We start from the raw sequence: 19885 nt of genomic DNA, 5'->3' as shown, positions 1-19885 counted from the left end.
ACTCGTGCAGGTAAAGTTCCGCGCCGCCGCAGAAGGCGGGACGGACCGCCGCCCCGGCGGAACCCCGCCAGGGCAACGACGCCCCCACCCCGCCGTCACGTAGCTCGTTCGGGTACCCGGCCGGGTGTTTGCGAGACTGGTCCGGTGAGAAGTGCAGCCCCCGCTCCGCGGGTCATCGCCGTCGTCGGCCCCACCGCGGCCGGAAAGTCCGATCTGGGCGTCGCCCTCGCCCGGTATTTCGGGGGCGAGGTCGTCAACGCCGACTCCATGCAGCTTTACCGTGGGATGGACATCGGCACCGCGAAGCTGACGATGGACGAGCGCGGCGGCATCCCGCACCACCTCCTCGACATCTGGGACGTCACGGAGACCGCCAGCGTCGCCGAGTACCAGCGGCTCGCCCGCGCGGAGATCGACCGGCTGCTCGCCGAGGGCCGCACCCCCGTCCTCGTCGGCGGCTCCGGCCTCTACGTCCGCGGTGCCATCGACTCCCTGGAGTTCCCCGGCACCGCCCCCGAGGTCCGCGCCCGTCTGGAGGAGGAGCTGACCCTGCGCGGCCCCGGCGCCCTGCACGCCCGCCTGGCCGCCGCCGACCCCGCCGCGGGCCGGGCCATCCTGCCCAGCAACGGCCGCCGGATCGTCCGCGCCCTGGAGGTCATCGAGATCACCGGCCGCCCCTTCACCGCCAACCTCCCCGGCCCCGACTCCGTCTACGACTGCGTGCAGATCGGCGTCGACGTCGCCCGCCCCGAGCTCGACGAGCGGATCGCCCTGCGCGTCGACCGGATGTGGGAGGACGGACTCGTCGACGAGGTCCGCACCCTGGAGGCCGGCGGCCTGCGCGAAGGCATCACCGCCTCCCGCGCCCTCGGCTACCAGCAGGTGCTCACCGCCCTCGCCGGCGAGTGCACCGAGGACGAGGCCCGGGCCGAGACCGTACGGGCCACCAAGCGCTTCGCCCGCCGCCAGGACTCCTGGTTCCGCCGCGACCCGCGGGTGCACTGGCTCAGCGGCGCCGCCGCAGACCGCGGGGAACTCCCCCGACTCGCGCAGTCGTTGGTCGAACGAGCGGTTACAGCCTGATCACGTGATGGCATCGGGACGCCCCGGACGCCCGTCCCGGGTCCGCGGGCGTGCCATCATCAAATTCGGCGAAGCGAAGTCCTAGTGGGGAGGGCACGTGGCGATGGAGGCCGGCCCTCGGAACACCGGGCGCGACGACTCCGGGCAGGAAAAGGAGTCGGTGCTTCCGGCCGCGCTGGGGCTGCCCGCGGACTCCGACCGGCTCAGCCCCGACGGCCCGGAGCACGAGGAACCCGTCCCCGAGTACGAGGTCGAGCTGCGCCCGCAGCGCCGGCTGCGGCTCTGGCAGCTGGCCCCCATCGTGATGCTCGCCGCCGCCGGCTCCCTCATGTTCGCCTTCCCGCTCGCCTTCGAATTCGGTGACGGCGGAGCCGTCGTCGCCATGCTCGGCCTGCTGATCAGCGGCTGCGCCGGCGGCTGGGGCATGATGGCCGCCCGCCGCGTCGGCTACACCTGGCCGGGCCTGCCCGCCCGAGGCTCCGGCGACCGCCCCGACTGGCGCATCGTCGCCCTCTACGCCGTCGTCGTCCTCACCATCGCCTTCCTGGCCGTCTGGCGCGTAGCCCGCCTCCGCTGACCCCGCCGGCAACCTCCAGCCGAGCCGATCAACCAAGCCCGACCGGGCAGTCCCCGGCCCAGCCGATCAACCAAGCCCGACCGGGCAATCTCCGGCCCCGCTGGGCAACTCGGCCCGACGGGGCAGCCTCCGGCCCAGCCGATTGCCTCAGCCCGACCCGGCAGCCTCCAGCCGACCCGATCGACCCGGCCCGACCGGGGAACCTCCGGCCCCGCTGGGCAACTCAGCCCGACGGGGCAGCCCCCGGCCCAGCCGATTGCCTCAGCCCGACCCGGCAGCCTCCAGCCGACCCGATCGACCCGGCCCGACCGGGGAACCTCCGGCCCCGCTGGGCAACTCGGCCCGACGGGGCAGCCCCCGGCCCAGCCGATCGCCTCAGCCCGACCCGGCAGCCTCCAGCCGACCCAATCGACCCGGCCCGACCGGGGAACCTCCGGCCCAGCCGATCAACCCGGCCCGACGGGGCAACCTCCAGCCTCGCCGGCGTTTGAGGCGCGGGGGTCCGGGGCAGAGCACCGAATCTTTCAGCCCGTCCGGCGCTTGAGGACCGGGGCCCGGGGCGGAGCCCCGACCTCCGGGCCCCGCCGGCGACCGAGGCGCGCGGGCCCGGGGCGGAGCCCCGGTTCGGGAAGGGGCGGGCAGGGGAAACCCCCGTCACGGCAGACCCACCCGCCCCACACCCCCCGCCCGGAACCCGCCCCGTACCATGGACAAGGTGACGACCACAGACCTCGCCTTCCTCAAGGGACACGGCACGGAGAACGACTTCGTGATCATCCCTGACCCGGACAACGCGATCGACCTGCCCGCAGCAGCCGTCACCCGGCTCTGCGACCGCCGCGCAGGCATCGGCGGCGACGGCCTGCTCCACGTCGTCCGCTCCGCCGCCCACCCCGAGGCCGCGCACCTCGCCGCCGAGGCCGAGTGGTTCATGGACTACCGCAACGCCGACGGCTCCGTCGCCGAGATGTGCGGCAACGGCGTCCGCGTCTTCGCCCGCTACCTCCAGCACGCCGGCCACGTCGAGGCCGGCGAGCTGTCCATCGCCACCCGCGGCGGCACCAAGCGCGTCCACCTCGACAAGGACGGCGACGTCACCGTCGGCATGGGCCGCGCCCTGCTCCCCGAGGGCGACGTCACCGTTACCGTCGGCGAGCACACCTGGCCCGCGCGCAACGTGAACATGGGCAACCCGCACGCCGTCGCCTTCGTCGCCGACCTCGACGACGCAGGCACCCTCTACACGGCGCCGCCGTTCAGCCCTGCCGAGGCCTACCCCACCGGTGTGAACATCGAGTTCGTCGCCGACCGCGGCCCCCGCCACGTCGCCATGCGGGTCCACGAGCGCGGCGCCGGCGAGACCCGGTCCTGCGGAACCGGCGCCTGCGCGGTGGCCGTCGCCACGGCCCGCCGCGACGGCGCCGACCCCGCCGTGACCGGCGAAGCTGTCACGTACACCGTCGACGTGCTCGGCGGGACCCTCGTCATCACCGAACACCCCGACGGGTCCGTCGAGATGACCGGACCCGCCGTGATCGTTGCCGAAGGCAAGATCGACCCGAGCTGGCTGACCGAAACGGCTTTCGCGTAGAGCTTCCCTCGAATGGGTGATCCGGTTCACGCTGGGCGAGAGCCGGACTGCGCCACGTGGTGGGGTCGGTAACATCAGACACCGGCCCTGAGGGCTCACCCCACGCCCTGCCACCGCCGGTTGATGCCGGAGGTGCCCATGAGTGCAGAGGCCACGAACCCCGATGCGGGGGCGGAGTTCCGCCTGACCGCAGCGACCACCACCCGCCGGCGTGCCCGGACCAGGATCGACCTGCGCAGACTCGGCCGGGCCGCCCTGCTCGGCCCGACCGCCCGCGACCGGCTGCCCGACGCCATCGCCCACCTCGCCGAGGCCCACCGCGCCCACCATCCGGACGCGGACCTCGGCGTCCTGGCCCGCGCGTACGTCCTCGCCGAGAGCTCGCACCGCGGCCAGATGCGCAAGAGCGGCGAACCGTACATCACCCACCCGCTCGCCGTGACCCTCATCCTCGCCCAACTGGGCGCCGAGACCACCACGCTGACGGCCTCTCTGCTGCACGACACCGTCGAGGACACCGACGTGACCCTCGACCAGGTCCGCGCCGAGTTCGGCGACGAGGTCTGCTTCATCGTCGACGGCGTCACCAAACTCGAAAAGGTCGACTACGGCGCCGCCGCCGAACCCGAGACGTTCCGCAAGATGCTCGTCGCCACCGGAAACGACGTCCGCGTCATGTCCATCAAGCTCGCCGACCGCCTGCACAACATGCGCACCCTCGGCGTGATGCGCCCCGAAAAGCAGGCCCGCATCGCCAACGTCACCCGCGACGTCCTCATCCCGCTCGCCGAACGCCTCGGCGTCCAGGCCCTCAAGACCGAACTCGAAGACCTCGTCTTCGCCATCCTCCACCCGGAGGAGTACGAGCACACCCGCGCCCTGATCGCCGCCCGGACCGCCGACGGCGACCCGCTGCCCGCCCTCGCCGAATCCGTACGGGCCGTCCTGCGCGACGCCGGCATCGCCGCCGAAGTCCACGTCCGCCCCCGCCACTTCGTCTCCGTCCACCGTGTCTCCCGCAAACGCGGCGAACTGCGCGGACCCGAGTTCGGCCGGCTGCTCGTGCTCGTCACCGAGGACGCCGACTGCTACGGGGTGCTGGGCGAACTCCACACCTGCTTCACCCCGGTGGTCTCCGAGTTCAAGGACTTCATCGCCGCCCCCAAGTTCAACCTGTACCAGTCGCTGCACACCGCGTTCGCCGCCCCCGACGGCGCCGTCGCCGAAGTGCTCATCCGCACCCACCAGATGCACCGCGTCGCCGAAGCCGGCGTCATCGCCCTCGGCAACCCCTACGCCCCCGCCGAACCCGCCGACCCCGGCGCCGCGGGGGAGCGCATCGACCCCACCCGGCCCGGCTGGCTCTCCCGGCTCCTCGACTGGCAGCAGGCCGCCCCCGACCCCGACACCTTCTGGAGCAGCCTGCGGGCCGAACTCGCCCAGGACCGCGAAGTCACCGTCTTCGTCGCCGACGGCCCCGACAGCGCCGACGACGCCCGGGCCATCAGCCTGCCCGCGGGCGCCACCTGCGTCGACGCCGCCTACGCCCGGCATGGAGAAGCGGCCCACGGCTGCATCGGCGCCCGCGTCAACGGCCGCATCGCCGCCCTCGGCAGCCGGCTCGCCGACGGCGACACCGTCCAGCTGCTCCTCGCCCAGGACGCCTCCTCCGGACCCGCCGCCGACTGGCTGAAGCACGCCCGCACCCCTGCCGCCCGCATCGCCATCGCCCGCTGGCTGCAGGCCCACCCCGACGGCCCGCACGTGCCCGATCCCGCGCCCCGGGCGCCGTTGCAGATGACCTCGCTGAAGGCCGCCGGCGGCAACGCCGTCGTCGACCTGCCCGACGCCCCGGTCCGCCTCGCCGGCTGTTGTACGCCCGTACCGCCGGACACCGTCGCGGGATTCGTCGTACGCGGGGGTGCCGTCACCGTCCACCGGGTGCAGTGCGCGGCCGTCGACCGGATGCGGGAAGTCGGCCGCACCCCCGTCGCTGTGCACTGGCGGGCCACCGCCGACTGCATGGTCACCCTGGTCGCTGAATCGTTCGGCCGCCCCCATCTCCTCGCCGACCTCACCGAGGCGATGTCCCGCCAAGGCGCCTCGATCATCTCCGCCACCGTCGAGCCGCCCACCGAACAGCGCGTCCGCCACACGTACACCGTCCAGCTCCCCGACGCGACCGGCCTGCCCGCCCTGATGCGCGCCATGCGCGAGGTCCCCGGCGTCTACGACGTGGGCCGCGTCTAGGGGGTGTTGCGAAAGTCCCGCACGGCGCCCGCGGCGCCCGGCACGCACTCTCGCCGCACCGGCCGAAGCCCCGAGTACGCCCAGTACGAGGACCTTCGCCCGGCACGCCGAGAGCACGCACCGGACACCGCAGGCACCGCACAGGACCTTCGCAACACCCCCTGGGACCTGCCGTCACGGACCGGGCCGGATCAGGGCCGGAAGGGTCCGGCGCCCGGCCGCGCCGGCCCCGGGCCTCCCCGTTCGGGTGGGATCGTCGCGCGCCGTCCCACCGCACCGGGCGGGCGCTGGTAGCGGTGTGTCATGCAGCTCACCTCGCGCCGCCTGCGGGCCGCCCTGCTCGCCGCCGCCTCGCTCACCCTGGTCGCCGCCGCCCTCCCGCCGCCCCTGGCGCTCGGCATCGGCGACCGGCTCTTCCCCGAACTCGGCAACCCCGGCTACGACGTCCTCGCCTACGACCTGTCCTTCACGTACGCGAGCAACACCGAACCCCTCGGCGCCGTCACCAAGGTCGAGGCGGTCACCCTGGCGCCGCTGGACCGGATCAACCTCGACTTCACCCACGGCACCGTGGCGTCCGCCGAGGTCAACGGGATGCCCGCGCGCTTCGAGACGGCCGGCGAGGACCTCGTCCTCACCCCGCGGTTCCCGCTCCCCAAGGGCGCGAAGGTGCGCATGACCGTCCACCACACGAGCGACCCCCGCGGCCGTTCCGACGGCGGCTGGGTACCCACCGAGGACGGCCTCGCCATGGCCAACCAGGCCGACGCCGCCCACCGCGTCTTCCCCTGCAACGACCACCCCGCCGACAAGGCGTACTTCACCATCCGCGTCACCGCCCCCCAGGACCTGACCGCCGTCGCCAACGGCGTCCGCGAGTCCGTCCACCGCACCCTCGCCCTGCCCGGCCTCGCGGCCCCCGCCGGGCCCGCGGCCCCCGCGGCCGCCACGGCTCCCGCGACGACGTGGACGTACCGCACCCTCCATCCCATGGCGACCGAGCTCGCCCAGGTCTCCATCGGCCGGTCCGCCGTCGTCCACCGGACCGGCCCGCACGGCCTGCCCGTCCGCGACGTCGTCCCCGCCGCCGACGCGGAGCGCCTGGAACCCTGGCTGGCCAAGACCCCCGGCCAGCTGGCCTGGCTGGAGGAGCGCCTCGGCCGCTACCCGTTCGAGAACTACGGGGTGCTCGTCGCCCGCGCCCGTACCGGCTTCGAGCTGGAGACCCAGACCCTCTCCCTCTTCGAGAGCGCCCTCTTCACCGACCCCGGATACCCCGCCTGGTACGTCGAGGCCGTCATGGTCCACGAACTCGCCCACCAGTGGTTCGGCAACAGCGTCAGCCCCCGCACCTGGTCCGACCTGTGGCTCAACGAAGGCCACGCCACCTGGTACGAAGCCCTGTACGCCGACGGCCTCGGGAAGTACTCCCTGGAGCGGCGCATGCGCGAGGCCTACCAGCGCTCCGACGCCTGGCGGGACTCCGGCGGCCCGCCCGCGTTCCCCAGGGCCGCGGCACCCGGCCAGAAGATCGGACTGTTCCGCCCGGTCGTCTACGACGGCTCGGCCCTCGTCCTCTACGCCCTCCGCCAGACCATCGGCACCGCCGCCTTCGAGCAACTGGAGCGCACCTGGGTCGCCCGGCACCGGGACGGCGTCGCCGGCACCGCCGACTTCACCCGGCTGGCCTCGGAAATCTCCGGCCGCGACCTCGGCCCGTTCTTCCAGGCCTGGCTCTACGGGGACAAGACGCCCCCGATGCCCGGACACCCGGAGTGGGCGGCACGGAACACACGGTGACACGTGGCCCGCTGCTGGCGCGAAAAGGGTGTGACGGGCTCCGAACGGGCATGTCACTATCGACGGGCCGCCGAGGCCCGGGAATCTTCCCGGAACCTCGCGCGTTGCACCCCCAGCAGTACATTCACATCGACGTAAGGACCCAATGACCTCCTCTTCTTCCCCTTCCCAGGATGCGCGCGACGCGCAGAGCTTCACCGAGAGCCTTCGGGCCGATGCCCTGATGGAAGAGGACGTCGCCTGGAGCCACGAGGTCGACGGAGAGCGGGACGGCGACCAGTTCGACCGCTCCGACCGCGCGGCCCTGCGCCGCGTCGCAGGCCTCTCCACCGAGCTCGAAGACGTCACCGAGGTCGAGTACCGACAGCTCCGCCTGGAGCGCGTCGTGCTCGTCGGTGTCTGGACCTCAGGCACGGTGACCGATGCGGAGAACTCCCTCGCGGAGCTCGCCGCCCTCGCCGAGACGGCCGGCGCCCTCGTCCTCGACGGTGTCATGCAGCGCCGCGACAAGCCGGACCCGGCCACCTTCATCGGCTCGGGCAAGGCCCGGGAGCTGCGGGACATCGTCCTGGAGACCGGTGCCGACACCGTCGTCTGCGACGGCGAACTCAGCCCCGGCCAGCTCATCGCCCTCGAAGACGTCGTCAAGGTCAAGGTGGTCGACCGGACCGCCCTGATCCTGGACATCTTCGCCCAGCACGCCAAGTCCCGTGAGGGCAAGGCGCAGGTCGCGCTCGCGCAGATGCAGTACATGCTGCCGCGACTGCGCGGCTGGGGTCAGTCGCTGTCCCGGCAGATGGGTGGCGGCGGCGGTGGCGGCATGGCCACCCGAGGCCCCGGTGAGACCAAGATCGAGACGGACCGGCGCCGGATCCGCGAGAAGATGGCGAAGATGCGCCGGGAGATCGCGGAGATGAAGACCGGCCGCGACATCAAGCGGCAGGAGCGGCGGCGCAACAAGATCCCGTCCGTCGCCATCGCCGGCTACACCAACGCGGGCAAGTCCTCGCTGCTCAACCGCCTCACCGGCGCGGGCGTGCTGGTGGAGAACGCGCTGTTCGCCACCCTCGACCCGACCGTGCGCCGGGCCGAGACCCCGACCGGCCGGATCTACACGCTGGCCGACACCGTCGGCTTCGTCCGGCACCTGCCCCACCACCTCGTCGAGGCGTTCCGCTCCACGATGGAGGAGGTCGGCGACTCCGACCTCATCCTGCACGTGGTCGACGGCGCGCACCCGGCACCGGAGGAGCAGCTGGCGGCGGTCCGCGAGGTCATCCGCGAGGTCGGCGCCGTCGACGTGCCGGAGATCGTCGTGATCAACAAGGCCGACGCCGCGGACCCGCTGGTGCTCCAGCGCCTGCTGCGCATCGAGCGGCACTCCATCGCCGTCTCGGCGCGCACCGGCATGGGCATCGACGAGCTCCTCGCGCTGATCGACTCGGAGCTGCCCCGGCCGTCGGTCGAGGTCGAGGTGCTCGTGCCGTACACGCACGGCGGGCTGGTCGCCCGGGTGCACGCCGAGGGCGAGATGCTGTCCGAGGAGCACACCCCGGAGGGCACCCTGCTCCGGGCGCGGGTCAACGAGGACCTGGCCGCGGACCTCGCCCCGTACGTGCCGGCGAAGCACTGATCCCGGAGCCGGCGGGCGCGCCGGCTGCGGGACCGTGACACGGAAGGGCCCCTGCCCCCTGAAATCCCAGGAGGCAGGGGCCCTTTCCCGTATTCGGGGCGGCCCGCGGACTTGTCTAGCGGCCCGCGAACTTGCCGCTCACCGCGCCGAAGATCGCCTTCGCCTCGGCACCCAGCCTCGGACCGGCGAGCCAGCCCGCCGTCACCGGGCCGATCGAGGTGTTGGACACCAGAGCCGGCTTGCCGTCCCGGCCCGTGGCCACCCAGCCGCCACCGGACGAACCGCCGGTCATCGTGCAGCCGATCCGGTACATCACCGGGTCCTGCGCGTTCAGCGACAGCCGGCCCGGCCGGTCGGCGCACTGGAAGGCGCGCTGCCCGTCGAACGGCGGCGCCGCCGGGTAGCCGGTGGCCGTGATCTGAGCGACCTTCGGGACCGAGGGCGCCTGGAACTCCACCGGGAGCGCCGAACCGACGGTCTCCTCCAGCGACTTCCCGGTCTCCTTCTCCGGCGTCACATGCAGCACCGCGAAGTCGTACGGGGCACCCGCGCCGCCCGTCGGACCGCCCTCGGCGATCCACTGGTCGGACGTCGACGCCCAGTCGCTCCACCAGACGCCGTACGGGGCGACCTGCTCGCGCGACGCGCCCTTGAGGTCGGCGGCCGACCGGCCGGCGTCGTTGTACGAGGGCACGAAGGCGATGTTCCGGTACCAGCCGCCCTTCTTGCCCGCGTGCACGCAGTGGCCGGCCGTCCAGACCATGTTGGACTTGCCCGGGCGGGCCGGGTCCTTCACCACGGTCGCCGAGCAGACCATCGAACCCTCGGGTCCGTCGAAGAAGACCTTCCCGGCCTCCGGCACGCTCTGGTGGTACGGAGACTGCACCGGGCGGGCCCGCACGGGCGCCGGGGTCGGGTCCGTGACGCCCTGGTCCTTGCCGAGGTCGGGGTCGGCCACCGGCTGCTCGGGCTTCTTCGCCCGGCGCATCCGGTCCGGGTCCCACAGGTCCTCGATGATCGGGTTGATGTAGTCCTCGGCCTCGCGCAGCCAGTCGTCCTTCTTCCAGTCCTTCCAGGCGCCGTCCCGCCACTTGTCGAGGTCGATGCCGTGCTCCCGCAGCTTGTCGCGGAGTTGCTCCGGGATCTTGATGCCGCCGGGGCCCGGTGCCGGGTCGCTCGCCGCGACGGTCGGCTTGCCGCCGCTCGCCTCGTCGCCGCCCGGACCGCAGGCCGCCGCGGTCAGCGCGAGGACCGCACACAGGCCGGTGGCCACCGCGGTCCGGGATCCGCGACGGGAGCTTCGCCCGCTCGGGGCGGCGGAGGCCGGTCGGATCGGTCGCATGTCGTGTATCCCCCTGGTGCTTCGAGGCGTGGAGTGCAACCCCCCACTATGCCGCTGAGGTTGGTGACGGTGCAGAGCGGGGGCGCGGTTCCCCGCCCGCAAGGATCTTCGGACCCACCCGTGATCCCCCGGCGCCGTCGTCGTTGGTACGTACGGGGGAACGCGAGTGCAGCGTCCTTGTTCGAAGAGCAATCCATGCGGGAGGACCGAGAGTAGTGGCCTTGACCGAACAGGCGGCTGCAGCAGCACCGATGGGCGCGGCGGAGGGGACGGCAGAACCCGAGGCCATCCTGCGCCGCCAGTCCCTGCGCGAATCCGCGGCCCGCACATACGCGCGCTCGCTCCCGATCGTGCCGGTACGGGCCCGCGGGCTGACCATCGAGGGCGCCGACGGCCGCCGTTACCTCGACTGCCTCTCCGGGGCGGGTACCCTCGCGCTCGGCCACAACCACCCCGTGGTGCTGGAGGCCATCCGCAAAGTCATCGACTCCGGCGCCCCGTTGCACGTCCTCGACCTCGCCACCCCGGTCAAGGACGCCTTCACCACCGAGCTGTTCGCCTCGCTGCCCGGCCCGCTCGCCGAGCACGGCCGGGTGCAGTTCTGCGGTCCGGCCGGCACCGACGCCGTCGAAGCCGCACTGAAGCTGGTCCGCAACGCCACCGGACGCTCCGGACTGCTCGCCTTCACCGGCGCGTACCACGGCATGACCGCCGGAGCCCTCGACGCCTCCGGCGGCGCCCAGGACGTCCGCGTCACCCGGCTGCCCTACCCGCAGGACTACCGCTGCCCGTACGGCGTGGGCGGTGCGGAAGGCGCCGACCTCGCCGCCCACTGGACCGAGAACCTCCTCGACGACCCCAAGGGCGGGGTGACCGCCCCCGCCGGGATGATCCTCGAACCGGTCCAGGGCGAGGGCGGGGTGCACCCCGCCCCCGACGCCTGGCTGCGCCGGATGCGCGCCGTGACCCGCGAGCGGGGGATCCCGCTGATCGCCGACGAGGTGCAGACCGGCGTGGGTCGCACCGGCGCCTTCTGGGGGGTGGACCACGCCGGGGTGGTGCCTGACGTGATGGTCCTGTCCAAGGCCATCGGTGGCAGCCTGCCGCTCGCCGTCGTCGTCTACCACGAAGACCTCGACACCTGGCAGCCCGGCGCCCACGCCGGCACCTTCCGCGGCAACCAGCTCGCCATGGCCGCAGGCACCGCCACCCTCGCGTACGTCCGCCGTAACGGCCTCGCCGCCCGCGCCGCCGACCTCGGCGCCCGGATGCTCACCGCCCTTCGCACCCTCGCCACCGCCCACCCCTGCATCGGCGACGTCCGCGGCCGCGGCCTGATGCTCGGCGTCGAACTCGTCGACCCCGAAGCCGCCCCCTCCGTCCCCGTCCAGCCCCCCGCCGGAGCCGCCTCTGTGCCGCAGCCGGCCGCCGGACGCACCCCGGCCCCCGGAGGTACGGATGCGGTCGGCGGGCGTGACGACGAGCGCGCGACCGAGCCGTGCCCCGGGCACACCGCCGGGTCGTGCCATGACCCAGCGCCGCGGCCGGCCCCCGGGCCCGTGCAGCTCCCCGCGCGTACGGAGTCCGCAGCGGGCCGGCGCCCGACGCCGGGCGGCACCACCGCGGGGGCGGCCGGGCGGCGGATGGCGCCCGCACCCGCCGACCCCGTGCTGGCGGCCATCGTGCAGCAGGAATGCCTGCGGCGAGGGCTCATCGTCGAGCTCGGAGGGCGGCACTCCAGCGTGGTCCGGCTGCTGCCCCCGCTGACCCTCACCGACGAGCAGGCCACGGCCGTCCTCGACCGGCTCGCCGACGCCATCGCCGACGCCGAGCGCATCCGCCACCACGCCCGCCGCGGCGACCCCGACGCGTACTGATCCGGACACCCAAGGAACCCCCGTGACCTCCAGCTCCGCCCCCGAACCGCAACCCGCCGACGGCCCTTCCCACACCCCGCCGGCCCAGTCCGGCGCTGCGGCCCCGGCGACCGTGCCCCGGCAGAAGGACGGCATCCCCCGGCTCCGCCCGGCCGCACCCGCCACCGCACGCCCCGCCGAGGAACCGCCCGACCTGCTCGACCACCACGACCCCGCACTCGCCGCCGAGGCCGCCGCCGTCGAGAACCTGCTGCGCTGCTGGGTCCGCGAGAACGACCTGCCCCGCCCCGAGGGCCCCACCCTGCACATCCCGCTGCCCGCCTCCGGCACCTCCCTCCTCACGCCCGTCCGCTACTGGTCACCCGCCGGCTGGCACCGCTTCGCCCCACCCCGCCTCGGCTGTGCCCCCACCGACGCCCCGGGGCTCGACGCCGTCACCCTCGCCGGACTCCTCGTCCGCGAAGGCGGCGGCCGCGGCGGCGCCGACCTGGTCGGCCGGGTCGCCGACTCCGTGCGCCGCACCACCGCCTTCATCGCCGACCGGCGACGCAACCCCGGACCGCCCGCCGGCGCCGACCCCTTCCTCACCGCCGAACAGTCCCTGCTGCTGGGACACCCCCTCCACCCCACACCCAAGAGCCGCGAAGGCCTCTCCGAGGCCGAAGCCCGCCGCTACTCACCCGAACTGCACGGTGCCTTCCCGCTGCACTGGATGGCCGTCCACCCCTCCGTCCTCGCCACCGACTCGGCCTGGACCGAAAGCGGCCGCACCGTCCCCGCCGCCCAGCTCCTCGCCCGCCTCGCCCCCGGACTCACCCTCCCCGAAGGCACCACCCCCCTTCCCCTGCACCCCTGGCAGGCCCGCGACCTGCTGCACCGCCCCGCCGTCAACGCCCTGCTCGACACCGGACTCCTCCACGACCTCGGCGCCCACGGCACCCCCTGGCACCCCACCTCCTCGATCCGCACCGTCGCCCGCCCCGGCACCCCCGCGATGCTCAAGCTCTCGCTGGGCGTCCCCATCACCAACTCCCGCCGGGAGAACCTCCGCAAGGAACTCCACCGCGGTGTCGAAGTCCACCGGCTGCTGCGCGCCGGCCTCGCCGACCAGTGGCAGGCCGCCCACCCCGGCTTCGACATCGTCCGCGACCCCGCGTGGGTGGCCGTCAACACCCCCGAAGGCGAACCCGTACCCGGCCTCGACGCCCTGCTGCGGCACAACCCCTTCGGCCCCGCCGACGACGCCGTGTGCATCGCCGCCCTCACCGCCCCGCGCCCGTGGCCCGGACGCGACACCGTGACCTCACGGCTCGCCGACACCGTCGCCCGTCTGGCCGCCGCCACCGGACGACCAGCCTCCGCCGTCGCCACCGAGTGGTTCCTGCGCTACCTGGACCAGGTCGTCCTGCCCGTGCTCGCCCTCGACGCCCTCGCCGGCATCGCCCTCGAAGCACACCAGCAGAACACCCTCGTCCTGCTGGACCCGGCCGGCTGGCCCGCCGGCGGCCGTTACCGGGACAACCAGGGCTACTACTTCCGCGAGTCCCACCGCGACGAACTCGACCGGCGCCTGCCCGGCATCGGCACCGCCAGCGACACGTTCGTCTCCGACGCCGTCACCGACGAGCGCTTCGCCTACTACCTCGGCATCAACAACGTCCTCGGCCTGATCGGAGCCTTCGGCTCCCAGGGCCTCGCCGACGAGCGGCTCCTGCTCGCCGCCTTCCGCCGCTTCCTCGGCAAGGCCTCCGGCCTCGGCCCGCTGCCGGCCCTGCTCCTCGACTCGCCCACCCTGCGCTGCAAGGCCAACCTGCTCACCCGGCTGCACGGGCTGGACGAACTCGTCGGACCCGTCGACACCCAGTCCGTCTACGCCACCCTCACCAACCCCCTCCACGACTGACGTTGGGACACCCCGCATGACCCCCACCGACGCAGCGCCCGCCACCGGGACCGCTCCCGCCCCGCACGCCGGATACTCCTGCGAGGACACCCTCGACCTGCGGATCCCCAGCGAGCTGCTGTCCCTGCTCGCCTCGGAACCCGACCGCTCCGCGCTGCGCCCCGGCACCCCCGAGAGCCTGCCGTTCCTGGCCGAGGCCGACCTGCTGGACTCCCCGGCCACCTGGAACGCCGTCCCCACCACCGCAGGCGTCTTCCGGCTCACGCCCGTACGCATCGAGCGCGACCTGGACATCCTCACGCGCTGGATGAACGACCCCGTCGTGGCCGCGTTCTGGGAACTCGCCGGCCCTGCGGACACCACCGAAGCCCACCTGCGGGGCCAGCTCGAAGGCGACGGCCGCAGCATCCCCTGCCTCGGCACGCTCGACGGCAGGCCGATGTCCTACTGGGAGATCTACCGGGCCGACCTCGACCCGCTCGCCCGGCACTACCCGGCGCGCCCCCACGACACGGGTATCCACCTGCTGATCGGAGGCTCCACGGACCGCGGACGCGGCCTCGGGACCCTGCTGCTCCGTGCCGTGGCCGACCTCGTGCTCGACAACCGTCCCCGCTGCACGCGCGTCATCGCCGAACCGGACATCCGCAACACCCCCTCCGTATCAGCCTTCCTGAACTCCGGATTCCGCCTGTCCGCGGAAATCGACCTCCCCGAGAAGCGCGCCGCCCTGATGATCCGTGAGCGGGCCCTGCGCAACCTTCTCTGAGCACCCCTGTTCGATCATCCCCCGTGCCAGTCCCGACGAACCCTCATGTCCCAGATTTCCCACCTGAGGAGTCCTGTGCCGAACGTCCCAGCCCGCTACGACTCCGCCGTACCCACCGAGCCCCCCTCCCCGCAGACCCCGCCCGAACTCAACGGTCCCGGCTGGGAGTACGCCGGCCGCCGCCTCCTTGCCAAGATGATCGGCGAGTTCGCGTACGAGGACGTCCTGCAGCCGCACGCCGACCCCTCCGGCACCGACGCCTGGACCCTCACCCTCGACGACGGCTCCGTTCTCGGCTTCCGGGCCCGCCGTCGCTCGTACGGCAGCTGGCACGTCGACCCCGCCACCCTCACCCACACGCCCGCCGGAGACCCGCAGGCCGGCCCCGTCCCCTTCACCGACCCGTTCCGCTTCCTCGTCCTCACCCGCGGCCTGCTGGAACTCGACGGCGCCACCCTCGGCCACCTGATCCGCGAGCTCGGTGCCACCCTCAGCGCCGACGCCCGCCTCGACCACACCGCCCTCACCGCGGACCTCCTCGCCGACCTCGACTACGCCGCCCTCGAAGGCCACCAGACCGGCCACCCCTGGCTCGTCCTCAACAAGGGCCGGCTCGGCTTCTCCGGCACCGACGCCGCCGCCTGGGCCCCCGAGGCCCGCACCCCGCAGAGGCTGCCCTGGCTCGCCGCCCACACCTCCCTCGCCGGGTACCGCGGCGTCGGCGGCCTCGCGGACCCTGCCCGCCTGTACGCGCGCGAGCTGGACCCCGTCACCCGTGACGCCTTCGACCGCGCCCTCCGCGACCGCGGCCTCGACCCGCGCGGCTACCTCTACCTGCCCGTCCACCCCTGGCAGTGGGACGAGGTCGTACTGCCCCTGTTCGCCCCCGCCCTGGCCTCCGGCGCCCTGGTGCCGCTGCCCGCCGATCCCGACGCACGGCTCCCGCAGCAGTCCATCCGCACCTTCCTCAACCTCACCCGGCCGGACCGGCACAGCGTCAAGCTGCCGCTGTCCGTCTTCAACACCCTCGTCTGGCGCGGCCTGCCCACCAAGCTGGCCGCGGCCGCCCCCGCCGTCACCGCCTGGGTGCACTCCCTCCGGGACGCGGACCCCTTCCTCCGCGACGAGTGCAGGGTGGTCCTGCTCGGCGAGGTGGCCTCCGTGACCGTCCGGCACCCCGTCTACGACGAGCTGCCCGAGGTCCCGTACCAGTACAAGGAGCTGCTGGGCGCGATCTGGCGGGAGCCGCTCACCGGCCTGCTGGCAGCGGGGGAGCGGGCCCGCACACTGGCCTCGCTGCTGCACACCGACGCGCGCGGCCGCGCCTTCACCGAGGAACTGGTCGCGCGCTCCGGCCTCACCCCCGAGGTCTGGCTCCGCAGGCTGTTCGCCGCCCTCCTGCCGCCGCTGCTCCACTTCCTCTACCGGTACGGCACCGTCTTCTCGCCGCACGGGGAGAACGCCATCGTTGTCTTCGACGAGCACGACGTGCCGGTGCGGCTGGCCGTGAAGGACTTCGTCGACGACGTCAACGTCAGCGAGGAGCCGCTGCCCGAGCGCGCGGCCATGCCCGACGAGGTCCGCGAGGTGCTCCTCACCGAGCCCGCCGGCTTCCTTCCGCAGTTCATCCACTCCGGACTGTTCGTCGGCGTCTTCCGCTACCTCTCCGCGATCTGCGAGGACCGCCTCGGCGTGCCCGAGCAGACCTTCTGGACCCTCGTACGGGAGGAGATCCTCCGCTACCAGGCCCGCTTCCCCGAGCTGAAGGACCGCTTCGAGCTGTTCGACCTGCTCACCCCCCGGATCGAGCGCCTCTGCCTGAACCGGAACCGTCTCTACAGCGACGGCTACCGGGACCGGCCCGAGCGCCCGCACGCCGTCGTGGCCGGAACCGTACCCAACCCGCTGAACCGGCCGTGAGGCGTTGTCGGTGGGGCCGCGTAGGGTTGACGGTGCTATGACGAACCCCTCCCTCCCCGACCTGCTGCACGCCGCCGTCTCCGCCGTCGGCGGTACGGAGCGGCCCGGCCAGGTGGCCATGGCCGAAGCCGTCGCCGAAGCCATCGACGAGAACGCGCACCGGCTGATCCAGGCCGGCACCGGCACCGGAAAGTCCCTCGGCTATCTGGTGCCGGCCCTCGCGCACGGCGAGCGCGTGGTCGTCGCGACGGCCACCCTGGCCCTCCAGCGACAGCTCGTCGAGCGGGACCTGCCGCGGACGGTCGAGGCGCTGCACCCGCAGCTGCGCCGCCGCCCGCAGTTCGCCATGCTCAAGGGCCGCTCGAACTACCTGTGCCTGCACCGGCTGCACGAGGGAGCCCCGCAGGACGAGGAGGAAGGCCTCTTCGACCAGTTCGAGGCAGCCGGGCCGACCAGCAAGCTCGGCAAGGCCCTGCTGCGTCTGCGGGACTGGGCCGACGAGACCGAGACCGGCGATCGCGACGACCTGACCCCCGGCGTCTCGGACCGTGCCTGGGCGCAGGTCTCCGTCTCCTCGCGGGAGTGCCTCGGCGCCACGAAGTGCCCGTACGGCGCCGAATGCTTCGCGGAGGCCGCCCGCGAGCGGGCCAAGCTGGCCGACGTGGTGGTCACCAACCACGCCCTCCTCGCGATCGACGCCATCGAGGGCGCCCCGGTGCTCCCGCAGCACGAGGTGCTGATCGTCGACGAGGCGCACGAGCTGGTCTCCCGCGTCACCGGCGTGGCCACCGGCGAGCTCACCCCCGGCCAGGTCAACCGCGCCGTGAAGCGGGCGGCGAAGCTCGTCAGCGAGAAGACCGCCGACGAGCTCCAGAGCGCCGCCGAGGGCTTCGAACGCGTGATGGAGCTGGCGCTCCCCGGCCGCCTCGAAGTGATCCCCGAAGACCTCGGGTACGCACTTCTCACCCTGCGCGACGCCGCGCGCAACGTGATCTCGGGGATCGGAGCCACCCGCGACAAGTCGGTCCAGGACGAGGACGCGGTCCGCAAGCAGGCCCTGGCCTCGGTGGAGACCATCCACTCGGTGGCGGAGCGGATCATCAGCGGCTCCGAGTACGACGTGGTCTGGTACGAGCGCCACGACCGGTTCGGCGCCACTCTGCGCGTCGCTCCGATGTCGGTGTCGGGTCTGCTGCGGGAGAAGCTTTTTTCCGAGAGGTCGGTGGTGCTGACCTCGGCCACCCTCAAGCTCGGCGGGGACTTCAACGGTGTGGGCGCCTCGCTGGGCCTGGCGCCCGAGGGCGTCACGGGCGACGACCTGCCGGTCTGGAAGGGCCTGGACGTCGGATCCCCGTTCGACTACCCGAAGCAGGGCATCCTCTACGTCGCGAAGCACCTGGCCACGCCGGGCCGGGAGGGCTCGCGCGGGGACATGCTGGACGAGCTGGCGGAACTGATCGGGGCCGCCGGCGGCCGGACGCTCGGGCTGTTCTCCTCGATGCGTGCGGCACAGGCGGCCGCGGAGGAGCTCCGCACCCGGCTGGACGCGCCGATCCTGCTGCAGGGCGAGGAGACGCTGGGCGAACTGATCAAGTCGTTCGCCGCAGATCCGAAGACCTGCCTGTTCGGCACGCTGTCCCTCTGGCAGGGCGTGGACGTGCCGGGGCCGAGCTGCCAGCTGGTGGTCATGGACCGCATCCCGTTCCCGCGGCCCGACGACCCGCTGATGAGCGCCCGGCAGAAGGCCGTGGAGGAGGCGGGGGGCAACGGCTTCATGTCCGTGGCCGCCACGCACGCCGCGCTGCTGATGGCGCAGGGCGCCGGCCGCCTGGTGCGGGCCGCCGGGGACCGCGGTGTGGTCGCGGTCCTCGACCCGCGGCTGGCGACGGCCCGCTACGGCGGGTTCCTGCGGTCGTCACTGCCCGACTTCTGGTACACGACGGACCGCAACCAGGTCCGCAAGTCGCTGGCGGCCATCGACGCGGCGGCGACTGCCGAGGGCCGCTGAGCCCGCCGGAACGGGAAACGACCCCCACGGGCTGAGTGTCCGTGCGGGCCGTTCTCGTACGTTCCTTCACCGGTGCGGAGTCCCGTAGGGGCATGGCTGGACCCCGGGACCGGCGCAGTTGGTCCCGGGGTCCGGTTCCAGGGAGACAGCGGGTCAGACCCGCCGCAGGACGGCGACGACCTTGCCGAGGATCGTCGCCTCGTCGCCGGGGATCGGCTGGTAGGCGGCGTTGTGGGGCAGCAGCCACACGTGGCCGTCCTCGCGCTTGAAGCGCTTCACCGTGGCCTCGCCGTCGAGCATGGCGGCCACGATGTCGCCGTTCTCGGCGACGGGCTGGCGGCGGACCGTGACCCAGTCGCCGTCGCAGATGGCCGCTTCGATCATGGAGTCGCCGACGACCTTGAGGACGAAGAGCTCGCCGTCACCGACCAGCTGGCGGGGCAGCGGGAAGACGTCCTCGACGGACTCCTCCGCCAGGATCGGGCCGCCGGCCGCGATCCGGCCGACCAGCGGCACGTACGAGGCGGCGGGCTTGCCGGTGGTGTCGGTGGGCTGCGAGCTGGGCTGGTCCGACCCGCGCACTTCGTACGCGCGGGGGCGGTGCGGGTCGCGGCGCAGGAAACCCTTGCGCTCCAGGGCCATCAGCTGGTGGGCGACCGAGGAGGTGCTGGACAGGCCGACGGCCTGGCCGATCTCCCGCATGGACGGTGGGTAACCCCGCCGCTGCACCGAGTCCCGGATGACCTCGATGACCCTCCGCTGCCGGTCGGTGAGCCCCGAGCTGTCCGCGCGGATGCCGGGCGGGCGGCCGGGCAGCGAGCGTGCGGGGCGTACCCCGTCACCCTCCGGGATCATGGGTGCGTCGTTCATGGCGTGTACCGGATCGAGTCGGCTCTGGGAGCGGTTCTGGGCAGTGATGGTGGCACTGTCTGCGGTGGTGGTCACGTCGGCCCCTCTCGACTTGTTCTCCCTGGCTGGACAACGGTAGTAGCTTTCGAAAGGTTGCGCCAAACACACGTTCGAGTGAAAAAACGGACTTCACCGATCGTGATCGCAGTGCTGGGTGTATGGGCGTTTGATCGGGCCATCAAACCGAACGCGGGTTCGGTGCCGGAGCCCATCCCTACGGTAC

Annotated in this window: 13 protein-coding genes; 11 read left to right on the top strand and 2 right to left on the bottom strand. The window is 73.2% G+C overall.

What is annotated here, in order from left to right; translation table 11 throughout:
- Positions 1–144: 144 nt before the first annotated feature.
- From miaA to hflX, 6 genes are all read left to right on the top strand, one after another.
- Positions 145–1083, top strand: coding sequence for a tRNA (adenosine(37)-N6)-dimethylallyltransferase MiaA (gene miaA / locus LG634_RS02625; protein WP_226731902.1), 939 nt, complete (start codon positions 145–147; stop codon positions 1081–1083).
- Between the two features lie 103 nt (positions 1084–1186).
- Positions 1187–1660, top strand: a complete 474-nt coding sequence (locus LG634_RS02620) for a hypothetical protein (RefSeq protein ID WP_264202646.1) — start codon at positions 1187–1189, stop codon at positions 1658–1660.
- A gap of 715 nt (positions 1661–2375) precedes the next feature.
- On the top strand, positions 2376–3251 hold the full coding sequence (dapF, locus tag LG634_RS02615) for a diaminopimelate epimerase (protein WP_226731900.1): 876 nt from the start codon (positions 2376–2378) through the stop codon (positions 3249–3251).
- Between the two features lie 138 nt (positions 3252–3389).
- Positions 3390–5501 (top strand): RelA/SpoT family protein, encoded by a 2112-nt coding sequence (locus LG634_RS02610; protein ID WP_226731899.1) that lies wholly within the window; start codon positions 3390–3392, stop codon positions 5499–5501.
- Between the two features lie 303 nt (positions 5502–5804).
- Complete coding sequence (locus tag LG634_RS02605; RefSeq protein WP_226731898.1) at positions 5805–7301, top strand: M1 family metallopeptidase; 1497 nt, start codon at positions 5805–5807, stop codon at positions 7299–7301.
- Between the two features lie 145 nt (positions 7302–7446).
- Complete coding sequence (hflX, locus tag LG634_RS02600; RefSeq protein WP_226731897.1) at positions 7447–8934, top strand: GTPase HflX; 1488 nt, start codon at positions 7447–7449, stop codon at positions 8932–8934.
- 115 nt (positions 8935–9049) lie between these two features.
- Here the strand turns inward: hflX and LG634_RS02595 are convergent, their stop codons facing one another.
- Positions 9050–10276: a trypsin-like serine peptidase gene (locus tag LG634_RS02595; protein WP_226731896.1), complete on the bottom strand. Its 1227-nt coding sequence runs from the start codon at positions 10274–10276 to the stop codon at positions 9050–9052.
- Positions 10277–10527: 251 nt separating this feature from the next.
- Between LG634_RS02595 and LG634_RS02590 the strand changes: the two genes are divergently transcribed.
- The 5 genes from LG634_RS02590 (at position 10528) to LG634_RS02570 (ending at position 18753) form a co-directional block, all read left to right on the top strand.
- Positions 10528–12153 carry a diaminobutyrate--2-oxoglutarate transaminase family protein gene (locus LG634_RS02590; protein ID WP_226731931.1) on the top strand — a complete coding sequence of 542 codons (1626 nt, stop codon included), beginning with the start codon at positions 10528–10530 and terminating at the stop codon, positions 12151–12153.
- Positions 12154–12175: 22 nt separating this feature from the next.
- Entirely contained in the window at positions 12176–14056 is a 1881-nt protein-coding gene (locus tag LG634_RS02585; RefSeq protein WP_226731895.1) for an IucA/IucC family protein, read from the top strand.
- Between the two features lie 16 nt (positions 14057–14072).
- Positions 14073–14825 carry a GNAT family N-acetyltransferase gene (locus tag LG634_RS02580; protein WP_226731894.1) on the top strand — a complete coding sequence of 251 codons (753 nt, stop codon included), beginning with the start codon at positions 14073–14075 and terminating at the stop codon, positions 14823–14825.
- Positions 14826–14900: 75 nt separating this feature from the next.
- Positions 14901–16745, top strand: coding sequence for an IucA/IucC family protein (locus LG634_RS02575; protein ID WP_226731893.1), 1845 nt, complete (start codon positions 14901–14903; stop codon positions 16743–16745).
- A 37-nt stretch (positions 16746–16782) separates the two neighbouring features.
- On the top strand, positions 16783–18753 hold the full coding sequence (locus LG634_RS02570; RefSeq protein ID WP_226731892.1) for an ATP-dependent DNA helicase: 1971 nt from the start codon (positions 16783–16785) through the stop codon (positions 18751–18753).
- Positions 18754–18906: 153 nt separating this feature from the next.
- Here the strand turns inward: LG634_RS02570 and lexA are convergent, their stop codons facing one another.
- Positions 18907–19698: a transcriptional repressor LexA gene (gene lexA / locus LG634_RS02565; RefSeq protein WP_226731891.1), complete on the bottom strand. Its 792-nt coding sequence runs from the start codon at positions 19696–19698 to the stop codon at positions 18907–18909.
- Positions 19699–19885 lie beyond the last annotated feature (187 nt).

It is taken from the genome of Streptomyces bambusae, assembly GCF_020532645.1.
In the GTDB taxonomy this organism is placed as follows: Bacteria; Actinomycetota; Actinomycetes; order Streptomycetales; family Streptomycetaceae; genus Streptomyces; species Streptomyces bambusae.
This window is presented reverse-complemented; position numbering and strand designations above follow the sequence as displayed.

Coding starts and splice junctions, on each gene's coding strand:
- LG634_RS02620 (WP_264202646.1), top strand. CDS start 1,187: ATGGAGGCCGGCCCTCGGAACACCGGGCGCGACGACTCCGGGCAGGAA.
- LG634_RS02610 (WP_226731899.1), top strand. CDS start 3,390: ATGAGTGCAGAGGCCACGAACCCCGATGCGGGGGCGGAGTTCCGCCTG.
- LG634_RS02605 (WP_226731898.1), top strand. CDS start 5,805: ATGCAGCTCACCTCGCGCCGCCTGCGGGCCGCCCTGCTCGCCGCCGCC.
- hflX (WP_226731897.1), top strand. CDS start 7,447: ATGACCTCCTCTTCTTCCCCTTCCCAGGATGCGCGCGACGCGCAGAGC.
- LG634_RS02595 (WP_226731896.1), bottom strand. CDS start 10,276: ATGCGACCGATCCGACCGGCCTCCGCCGCCCCGAGCGGGCGAAGCTCC.
- LG634_RS02590 (WP_226731931.1), top strand. CDS start 10,528: ATGGGCGCGGCGGAGGGGACGGCAGAACCCGAGGCCATCCTGCGCCGC.
- LG634_RS02580 (WP_226731894.1), top strand. CDS start 14,073: ATGACCCCCACCGACGCAGCGCCCGCCACCGGGACCGCTCCCGCCCCG.
- LG634_RS02570 (WP_226731892.1), top strand. CDS start 16,783: ATGACGAACCCCTCCCTCCCCGACCTGCTGCACGCCGCCGTCTCCGCC.